Source organism: uncultured Campylobacter sp. (assembly GCF_937997465.1).
Taxonomy (GTDB): Bacteria; Campylobacterota; Campylobacteria; order Campylobacterales; family Campylobacteraceae; genus Campylobacter_A.
In genome coordinates this window covers 1-8,191 of the sequence record NZ_CALKTQ010000135.1, presented here as the reverse complement: position 1 = coordinate 8,191, position 8,191 = coordinate 1, and the positions used below count along the sequence as shown (strand labels likewise).

At 45.0% G+C, this 8,191-nt stretch carries 14 protein-coding genes; all 14 read left to right on the top strand.

From position 1 onward, the window contains the following. Nucleotides 1-220: 220 nt before the first annotated feature. Entirely contained in the window at nt 221-421 is a 201-nt protein-coding gene (locus Q0546_RS04235; protein WP_298790823.1) for a hypothetical protein, read from the top strand. Nucleotides 422-429: 8 nt separating this feature from the next. Next, the gene (locus tag Q0546_RS04230) at nt 430-2,304 is read left to right on the top strand and encodes a transposase family protein (RefSeq protein ID WP_298790821.1); all 1,875 of its coding nucleotides are present in this window, start codon (nt 430-432) and stop codon (nt 2,302-2,304) included. Between the two features lie 90 nt (nt 2,305-2,394). Then, nucleotides 2,395-3,312, top strand: coding sequence for an AAA family ATPase (locus tag Q0546_RS04225; RefSeq protein WP_298790819.1), 918 nt, complete (start codon nt 2,395-2,397; stop codon nt 3,310-3,312). 3 nt (nt 3,313-3,315) lie between these two features. Further along, nucleotides 3,316-3,516 carry a sigma factor-like helix-turn-helix DNA-binding protein gene (locus Q0546_RS04220; RefSeq protein WP_298790817.1) on the top strand — a complete coding sequence of 67 codons (201 nt, stop codon included), beginning with the start codon at nt 3,316-3,318 and terminating at the stop codon, nt 3,514-3,516. A 4-nt stretch (nt 3,517-3,520) separates the two neighbouring features. Then, complete coding sequence (locus tag Q0546_RS04215) at nt 3,521-3,721, top strand: hypothetical protein (RefSeq protein ID WP_298790815.1); 201 nt, start codon at nt 3,521-3,523, stop codon at nt 3,719-3,721. Nucleotides 3,722-3,838: 117 nt separating this feature from the next. Then, on the top strand, nt 3,839-4,153 hold the full coding sequence (locus Q0546_RS04210) for a hypothetical protein (RefSeq protein ID WP_298790813.1): 315 nt from the start codon (nt 3,839-3,841) through the stop codon (nt 4,151-4,153). 19 nt (nt 4,154-4,172) lie between these two features. Continuing rightward, the gene (locus Q0546_RS04205; protein ID WP_298790811.1) at nt 4,173-4,943 is read left to right on the top strand and encodes a DUF2303 family protein; all 771 of its coding nucleotides are present in this window, start codon (nt 4,173-4,175) and stop codon (nt 4,941-4,943) included. A gap of 57 nt (nt 4,944-5,000) precedes the next feature. Continuing rightward, complete coding sequence (locus Q0546_RS04200; protein WP_298790809.1) at nt 5,001-5,372, top strand: DUF1937 family protein; 372 nt, start codon at nt 5,001-5,003, stop codon at nt 5,370-5,372. 116 nt (nt 5,373-5,488) lie between these two features. Next, a complete protein-coding gene (locus Q0546_RS04195; RefSeq protein ID WP_298790806.1) occupies nt 5,489-5,698 on the top strand; it encodes a hypothetical protein in 210 nt (69 codons plus the stop codon). Next, nucleotides 5,689-6,177, top strand: a complete 489-nt coding sequence (locus Q0546_RS04190; RefSeq protein ID WP_298790805.1) for a host-nuclease inhibitor Gam family protein — start codon at nt 5,689-5,691, stop codon at nt 6,175-6,177. Before Q0546_RS04195 ends, Q0546_RS04190 begins: the two co-directional genes overlap by 10 nt. Before the next feature lie 86 nt (nt 6,178-6,263). After that, nucleotides 6,264-6,638 (top strand): hypothetical protein, encoded by a 375-nt coding sequence (locus Q0546_RS04185; RefSeq protein WP_298790804.1) that lies wholly within the window; start codon nt 6,264-6,266, stop codon nt 6,636-6,638. After that, entirely contained in the window at nt 6,632-6,880 is a 249-nt protein-coding gene (locus tag Q0546_RS04180) for a hypothetical protein (protein WP_298790803.1), read from the top strand. The genes Q0546_RS04185 and Q0546_RS04180 overlap by 7 nt, the downstream gene beginning before the upstream one ends. A gap of 64 nt (nt 6,881-6,944) precedes the next feature. Next, nucleotides 6,945-7,403, top strand: a complete 459-nt coding sequence (locus Q0546_RS04175) for a hypothetical protein (protein ID WP_298790801.1) — start codon at nt 6,945-6,947, stop codon at nt 7,401-7,403. Next, nucleotides 7,400-8,191 (top strand): DNA cytosine methyltransferase (locus Q0546_RS04170; RefSeq protein ID WP_298790799.1); only part of this gene is annotated, 792 nt, incomplete at its 3' end. The genes Q0546_RS04175 and Q0546_RS04170, both read left to right, overlap by 4 nt.

The following is an 8,191-nucleotide window of genomic DNA, read 5'->3' as shown; positions in this document are numbered from 1 at the left end:
CAGGCGGGCAAGGCATCTAGGGTAAATTGGGAAAAAGACGCCCACGCCCGCCTCTTAAATTTCACTAACGGAGAGAGCGATGGAGATACTAAGTTGGACACTAGCGATAGTGATGATATTTGGGGCGGCAACGGTGGCGTTTTTGGCGCTGGCTTCGCTAATACAGGTGATCGACGAGATCAAGAGCAGACGCAGATAAATTCAAACCAAAGGACAAGCGATGCAAATAGAGGCGATGGACGTAACCAAGGAAGTAACTACACGAGCGATAGCTCATACGCAAAAGACGATGAGCGAGGAGAAGCAAAAGCATATAGCGATGCGTATGCGGGAGATGGGCTATACCAATGTGCGCATAACGAGCAACGGGGTCTACGGCTTCAGAGTGGGGTCGAGAGCCAAAGAGGCGCAAACGGCATAGCCGCGCCCATGTCGTATGGAAAAGACGAGGCTATAGAGTGCGAGGTGGTAGAGCAAGGCGGGTTAAATTTAGGAGCGGGCGGAGTAAATTTGCCCGCTACCCTTTGCTTGCCTCAAACAAAGACCGACGCGCAGATCAGGGTCGAACTCTCAAAAACCAAAAAAGGTCTTGAAGCTCAGCAAAAAGAGATGATCCTAAAAGAATACGCCAGGGCAAAGAGCAAAGGCGTAAAAGTAGCCCAATTTATAGAGTACATAAATAACCATAGGATGTACTCTGTAAATTTGACTCAGAACAAGCTATTTGCTTGGCAAAGAGCATATGAAACCGAGGGCATAGAGGGACTCGTGGACGCACGAGCCTCGCGCAAGCAAAGCCTAATCGAGGCTTACGGGTTAGAAGATAAGTTTAATGAGCTGATCCTCGCCTCAAACAAGCGCATAGATGCGGCGGCAATCTGTCAAAAGCTAAACGAATATCTAGCCGTAAAAGACGCGCTGGACGTCGATTTGCTAGCAAATACCTACGCAAAAAGAAAGACTCCTATAACCGTAAGCGCAGTATATCGCTACGTGCAAAAATGGCGAAACGATAATCCTTTGGCCGACGTCGTAAGAAGACACGGCGTAGATAAAGCAAGAGGTATGAAGCAGCCTGCAATCGGCGATATGAACTGGAATATCACGAGCATAAACCAGGTCGTGGAAATAGACGCCACGAGCCTTGATATGATCTGCATAAATACGACTCTAGCAAAGATGCTAGGTATGAGCGAAGACGATGCTAAGAAGCTGCAAAAGAGATTTTGCATCATCTCTATCATAGACGTATATAGCCACGTAAGAGTATATCAGATGTGCGAGAGCGAAAACTCGCTCGCGGTGCAAAGATGTCTGGCTAAATACATACTTCGCTACGGAAAGCCGGCCGTGATCCGCGGCGATAACGGCAAGGCCTTTTTGTCGGGCGCCGTGCAAAGCGCCGTTACAGAGCTTGGTATCGAGTATCACGCCGTAACGCCGTATAGCGGATGGAAAAAGCCGTTCGTGGAGCGAAATTTCGGCGTCTTGCAAAGCAACTTTACGGCCGCACTAGCCGGATATATAGGAAGCTGCGTCGCCGAACGCGTAGGGCTTGAGGGGTTATACGGCAAGGCCGATAAAAGAGTCAAAAAAGGCGAAAAGACCCGCCTAGAAAACCTCATGAGCCTAGAAGAAGTAACCGCGCTGCTTGATATGTATGCAGAGGGCACGATCAATAATACGGCGTTTGGCAAAGATAAAAAGCTGCCTAGAGAACTATACGACGAAAAAGTAGAAGAAGCCGTATATATGCACGAATACGAGGTTATGGCTCTAGTCGGAGGCATAAAGACCGTAAAAGGCGGCAATAAAAAAGGCATCCAGTATCTAGGCGATACGTACGTGTTCTCTGGGCTGTTTAGATATAGCCAAATTTCGTTTTCTATAAACCTAAATAACACCTCTCAGCTATTCGTATTTAACGAAAAGCGCGATTTTATAGGTATGGCTGTAAACAATAAAGAAGGCGTAACCAAAGAGCAAGCTAAAGCCGAAGTAAAACTCTTTGAAAAAGAGTTAAGAGAGGCGCAAAAACGAGTAGAAAAAGCAAGAGTCGCTATGAGCAAGGGCAAGGTGGGAGTGATCAAAGTATCTTACGAGCATCTGCCTCGCGCTAAATATCCTATGCCTAGGGCAGCAAACAACGCAGTAGGCGAGATGATAAAAACTCAGGCCGAAAAAGCGGCAAATTTAATGAAAAATGGCCAAATAAGCGACGCAATGTTACAAAACGTCGCTAAGCCTAAAAAGGAAAAGAGAAGCGGCGGATACGTTGAAAATATGATGCGAAAAAGAGCCTAAATTAAAGGCTTTTTAAAGGCGTTAAATGCGCATTAAACGTGTTTTTAAACGCTTTTAAAAAACCTTAAAAAATCTAAAAAAGGAGCGAAAATGGATCTAGAACTCGTAAGATCCGAGTTAAGAAGCTTTATCGAGCAAACCTCGACTTCTCAAAGCGCCGTAGCGCGCGCCATAGGGGTAAGTCCTACTCAGATAAGCCAGTTTTTAAACGGGAAATATCCGGGCGATAATGAAGGCCTCGCCGCGGATATAGTAAAAGTGATGAGAAATCATAACCAAAAGGCGCTTAAAAAGAGCAAAGAAGCGGCAACGGACGAAGAATTTGTGCCGTATTTTACGCATGATTTTTCAAGCGCGATGTTCGTCATAGACGATACCATAGAAGATCGCGAGATGGCGGTTATCTATGGAGAACCTGGCACCGGCAAAAGCGTCATAATGAAAGCCGCAAAGCAAAAATACCCTAACGCCGTGCTCATAGAGGCTACGCTAAACACTAACGCCGCGGCATTTTTGGACGAGCTGCTGCTAAAGCTAAATTTGAGCGTATCTGGCAAAAAAGCAAGCGATAAACATAGGGCTATCGTGGATTTTTTAAACAAGCCAAATACGGACAAGGTGATCCTGGTCGACGAGGCCGAGCATCTAAGCGTAAGAAGTCTTGAAGATCTACGCCGTATTTATGATTTTACGGGAACTCCGATCGTGCTATGCGGCACATATATCCTCATTAAAAACCTACGCGGCAAAAACGGCGAGCTAAAGCAGCTATATAGCAGAATTTGCGGCAAGTGGGTAATGCAAGGGCTAAGCCGCGAGGAGTGCGAGCAAATTTTTCAAAATCCATACGTATTTAAGTGGAGCGAAAATCCCAACGGCTATGCAAATTTCAGGATCAGCGCAAAGCTATACAAAAAAGCCCTAAAGCTAGCTCGCACCCAAAACACCGAGGTGGATGAGGATACGGTGGAAGACGCTAGCGAGATGATGATACTAGGCGACGAGTAGAAAATGACGCTAAAAGAGATCGCCCAAATCCTAGGCCTAAGCACTGAGCGAGTGCGCCAAATAGAGCGTAGCGCCCTAGCAAAGCTAGCTCACCCTAGAAACCGCAAAAAATGGGAAGAGATCAAAGAGACGATGGCGATGATACAAAAAGATAAGGTTCGCGCAGGTTTGGGCGACGTAGGCAGCTATGCCGGGGAGGAATAAAAGGATGAAATCAACGAGAGTCATGCGAGGCGAGTTTTTTGCGTTAGCTTTAGCGTCGGCTCTTAGCTGTGTTTTAGCACCGCTAAAGAACGCGAATATGATACGAGGACTAAAAGCAAATTACTCAAGGAAATTTTACGAAGTAGATGGCGAATATATCTGCATAAAGGGTACGAAAATCGCCGTCGATACTATCAAAATTTAAGTGTTTAACGAGCCGCCCGAGGGCGGTTTGATTAAGCATTTTAATGAGCTCATACAATGCTAATAAAAAAGAAAAAGTCGAGCGAAAGCTTCAACCAAACAACATAAGGAGACAAAAATGGAACCGCAAATCGTAAGTAAAGATGTAGACGTCCTAGTCGAATGCCTAAGAAGTCTAGGAGCCGGCGCGCTGCTAAGCCAAACCGCCAATAACCTAAAAGAGGCCATCAGCGCCGTAAAAGCTACGGGCAAAGCCGCTAGCGTGAGCATCAAGCTAGACATCAAACCCGACACTAACTCAGAGGGTGAGATCATAGTTTTCGGCACTACGGGCGTAAATTTACCAAAAGAGCCTATTAGAGCTAGATTTTATGTTTCAGAAAGCCTACTGCCAGTGCGCAATGCACCTAACCAACTCGTAATGAGTATATAAATTTTAAAAAGGACAACAAATGTCAGAAGAAAAGAGTAAATACGTAGTGCCTAGCGTAATGCTAGACGAGGACAAAAGAGCCGTACTAACCCACCAAGACTACAAATTGCCCGACTCTTTGCTAAAAGAGCCACTAAGAAACAAATATACTATAAACGCCCTGGACGTAGATAGCTTCGTTGATCTCGTCAATGAATACAAAGAGCCAAACTCAAAACTATTTTTTGACGACAAAAGCATAAAGTGCGTCATAGACTTTAGCTCTAAAGACAAGGCCGAGTTTTGCGAAAAACGCATAAATTTAGGCTTAGGCTTTACACCGTTTTACGAAGCCTTTACCCAGAGCGTAGGCAAAAACCTAGGTCAGCGCGACTTCGTATTTTTGCTTAAAAGCCTATTTGCGTACATTACCGCCATAGACGGCAAGCCAAACGACAATATGGACGTTATCGAGCTAGCAGAGAGCCTGCAAGCGGTCAAGAAATTTGACAGCGTGCAAAAAAACGCGAGCTCAAAAATCAGCCTAGACGTCGAGATCAAATCAGGAGCCAAAGAGACCATCCAGATGCCAAAAAATATCACTTTCACGCTGCCGGTTTATGAGGCGGATACGCAAATAAAAGGTAATTTTGATTGCGAGCTTTTCGTAAATATCGACGAGGAGAAATTTGGACTGAAACTGGTGTGCTATACGGCTGAGGCTTCAAGGCGCGAAGTGCTTGGAGAGATAGTATCAAAGATTAGCCAAAGGTGCGAGGGCGTCAAAGCATTTAAAGCAAGTATAAATTGATTTTTCGGGAGCTCTGCGGAGCTTCCTATAAAGTCAAATTTGAAGAAAGGAGAATAAATGAAAGAGGTTCAAAAGCGCGTTTATGTGGCTACGCCTTACGGCGCTTTAAAATGCCAAGACGATATGAGAGACTATCTCGCTCAAAACATCGCAAGGCAGGAGTGCATAAAGATAATGCACGCAGGATACGAGCCGGTAAGCGCAGTGCTAGAGCTATCGGGCAAGCTAGACGAAAGTACTCAAAGAGAGCTAGCCTTAGAGCTTGGGTTAAAGATGCTTGAAGAGTGCGATCATATCTACGTCTGCGATCATCCGGACGTAAAAGACTCTAAAGGCATAGCAGCAGAGCTAGAATACGCCAAAAAGCTAGGCCTAAGCCAGCTAAAGCTAAACAAAAACGGCTCGGCCGAGCTGGTGCTTTGGATGTAAGGTGCTAATCGTAAGAAAAGCCAAGGCGAATTTGACCGTTTGCACGGTCTACGGATACGTTTGCAAACTCAAATTTGCTATGAAATTTAACATATTTGAAAGGAGAATAACGGATGATGAAAACCGCATCTATGTTAGCGGGTCTAAGCCTGGCGCTAAACGATACGGGCACGCTAGGCGGCGCGCCGACGCTAACGCCGACCAAAGCAAGAAGAAGTAAAGTGGCCTTTGCGAGGAGCCTCATAACCCCCGGCGCAAAGCACAAAAGCCAAGAAATAAGAGCGAACAGAAGAAAAGCAAAAATAAGGAGCAAGAGATGGAAATAAAAACATTTACGGACGTAGACAGCGCACTAAAGCGCATTTGCGAGCTTGAGGTGGCGCTTGCTGATATAAACGGCGAGATAACCCTAAAATGCAACGAGATAAAAGACTCAAGAAAGGCACAAGTAGAAAAGCTCGATAACGAGAAAAAGTATATCGAGAGCCAAATAACAGCCTTTTGCGAGGAAAACAAGGCCGAATTTGCAGAAAAGCGCAGCAAAGAATTTACCTTTGGAAAGATAGGCTATAAGCTAAGCAAGAGCGTATCATTGCCGCGCATAAAAGAGAGAGTAGAAAAGCTCATAAAGGCTCTAAAAAGCTATAAGCTCGAGGAGTGCATCACGTACGAAGAGACTATAAATAAAGACGCTATCGTAGAACTAGGAGATGCCGAGCTTGTTAAACTAGGCCTCAAGCGCGTCGTAAAGGACAACTTCCGCATAGAAACCAAGATAGAGAATTTGCAAAGCGCAAACGTCTAAATTTAAAGGGCTTTAAGCCCTTTAAAGAGCGTTTTAAACGGTTTTAAACGTTCTTTAAAAGGTTTAAATTTTTGAAAGGAGCAAGTATGACGAACGAACAGTTTGACGAGATCAAAGAGCTTTTAAGGCTCTATAGGAAACAAAGAGGCATCACCATCAAACAGTGCAAGGAAAAATTTAATTATAGCTTTTTTTGGGCATTTTTTGAGCATCAAGAAATGTCCATTAGATATTGGCGTTTAGAGCCCGTACATCAAGATACGCCTCAATACTATATCGACTCGCTTTGTTCTTTGGCCGTAGTCGCCATTAATGCAGGGCACGCAGATGGAGTATTTTGCTGCGATAATAGTTTTTATGCGATATCTACTAGCGTCAGGCGGATATTTGACGAGATGGCCGAGCGCAGACTAAATCCACACGAGTGTATAAAAAAATTTATAAAGGAGAAATTATGCTAAGTTTTTTAACGTGGGGGCTGATACTAAATTTTTATGCCGTGGTCATTACTACCGGCTTGCTGTGGGCAATAAAAGCCAAAAGAGATGAGAAAAAGGATAAGGCTACGGCAATAGCAGGAATCATCGCGCTTACTTTGATACCTTACGTGATGGCCATTATTTGCCTATTTTTTATTATCGAGCTTGCCGTCTGCAAATTCGACTACGAAGAATATAAAAAGCAAAACCGCAAGGAAGATTAAAGGGCTTAAAGCCCTTTAAAAAGCCTTTTTAAACGACATTAAAGGCTTTTTAAAAGGTTTAAAAATGCACGAAACTATGACCGAACTAAACAAACGAAAGCTGATAAACGATATGGCTAAATTCGCCCTAAACGGGCTAATAAACGAAAAGATATTCAAATACGCCGCGATCCGCGGTATAAATTTGCATTTCGTCTTTTCGCACCCGGCCGCAAAACAGATCTTTGAGATGAACAAAGAGAATATAAAAGCAAAGCTAAGGGAGTTTTGGGCCGATAACCTTGCCGCGATCAAGGAAGCGGGCATAATCTTTCGCGAGATAGACTGCGAGGCGATCTACCGCCTGCCGCGCGATACGCAAGCTATGCAAGAAGAAAAGAAGCCCTACGAAGAGCTAAGCAACGGCAGCTTTGAGAACCGCGCTAAAGATCCGTCCATAAGGCTGGGGTTTGAGCGCATAAGAAAGCATATAATCGCCGATCTTGAAAGCGGTAAAAGCGTATATGCTGGAGACGCAATATGACCCTAGCCACTCTCTTTTCGGGTATAGGAGCAGCGGAATTCGCGGCGCGAGAAGTCTTTAACGACGCAAACGTAGTTTTTGCCTGCGAGATAGACAAATTTGCGCGCCAAAGCTATCTAGCCAATCACGAAGCCCCGGCAGTTTTTTACGAGGACGTTTGCAATCTTGATGCTAGAGCTTATGCCGGGCAAATAGATATTTTGGTAGGCGGCAGTCCTTGCCAAGACTTTTCTATCGCAGGGCAGCGCGCAGGCGAGAACGGAGAAAGAGGTAATCTGATATGGCAGTTTTACCGCGTGGTTAGTGAAGCGCGCCCTAGCATTTTTGTCTATGAAAATGTCAAAGGGTTTTTAAGTATCGACAGCGGGAAAAGCTATCAAAGATTTTTGGACGCTTTGCGCGGGATGGGCTATCACTGCCACGCCGAAATCCTAAACACCAAAGACTACGGCATACCGCAAAACAGAGAACGGCTTTATATCGTAGGGTTTTTAAACTCGGATGAGTATCATGCTTTTTCGCTAGCGCCTAAAACAGGCTGCGGACGGCTGGCTGATTTTTTGGATACGAGCATAGAGGGAAAATACTTTTTAAGCGATAGGGCTTTGGCGCATTTTCGCAGCAAAAACCCCAAATTTAATGGGGAATTTCACCCCAAAGACGCAAACGAGAATATCGCCAACACTCTCGCTACAAACCCGGGGCACCGCAGAACGGATACGTTTATCAGAGCGGCGGGCGAGCTTGACGCAAAAGGAAATGAGCGCATACGAAAGCTCACTCCGCGC

Bases quoted from the DNA above. Each gene is read 5' to 3' on its own strand.
- Q0546_RS04235 (WP_298790823.1), top strand. From the start codon at position 221: ATGCAAATAGAGGCGATGGACGTAACCAAGGAAGTAACTACACGAGCG.
- Q0546_RS04230 (WP_298790821.1), top strand. From the start codon at position 430: ATGTCGTATGGAAAAGACGAGGCTATAGAGTGCGAGGTGGTAGAGCAA.
- Q0546_RS04225 (WP_298790819.1), top strand. From the start codon at position 2,395: ATGGATCTAGAACTCGTAAGATCCGAGTTAAGAAGCTTTATCGAGCAA.
- Q0546_RS04220 (WP_298790817.1), top strand. From the start codon at position 3,316: ATGACGCTAAAAGAGATCGCCCAAATCCTAGGCCTAAGCACTGAGCGA.
- Q0546_RS04215 (WP_298790815.1), top strand. From the start codon at position 3,521: ATGAAATCAACGAGAGTCATGCGAGGCGAGTTTTTTGCGTTAGCTTTA.
- Q0546_RS04210 (WP_298790813.1), top strand. From the start codon at position 3,839: ATGGAACCGCAAATCGTAAGTAAAGATGTAGACGTCCTAGTCGAATGC.
- Q0546_RS04205 (WP_298790811.1), top strand. From the start codon at position 4,173: ATGTCAGAAGAAAAGAGTAAATACGTAGTGCCTAGCGTAATGCTAGAC.
- Q0546_RS04200 (WP_298790809.1), top strand. From the start codon at position 5,001: ATGAAAGAGGTTCAAAAGCGCGTTTATGTGGCTACGCCTTACGGCGCT.
- Q0546_RS04195 (WP_298790806.1), top strand. From the start codon at position 5,489: ATGAAAACCGCATCTATGTTAGCGGGTCTAAGCCTGGCGCTAAACGAT.
- Q0546_RS04190 (WP_298790805.1), top strand. From the start codon at position 5,689: ATGGAAATAAAAACATTTACGGACGTAGACAGCGCACTAAAGCGCATT.
- Q0546_RS04185 (WP_298790804.1), top strand. From the start codon at position 6,264: ATGACGAACGAACAGTTTGACGAGATCAAAGAGCTTTTAAGGCTCTAT.
- Q0546_RS04180 (WP_298790803.1), top strand. From the start codon at position 6,632: ATGCTAAGTTTTTTAACGTGGGGGCTGATACTAAATTTTTATGCCGTG.
- Q0546_RS04175 (WP_298790801.1), top strand. From the start codon at position 6,945: ATGCACGAAACTATGACCGAACTAAACAAACGAAAGCTGATAAACGAT.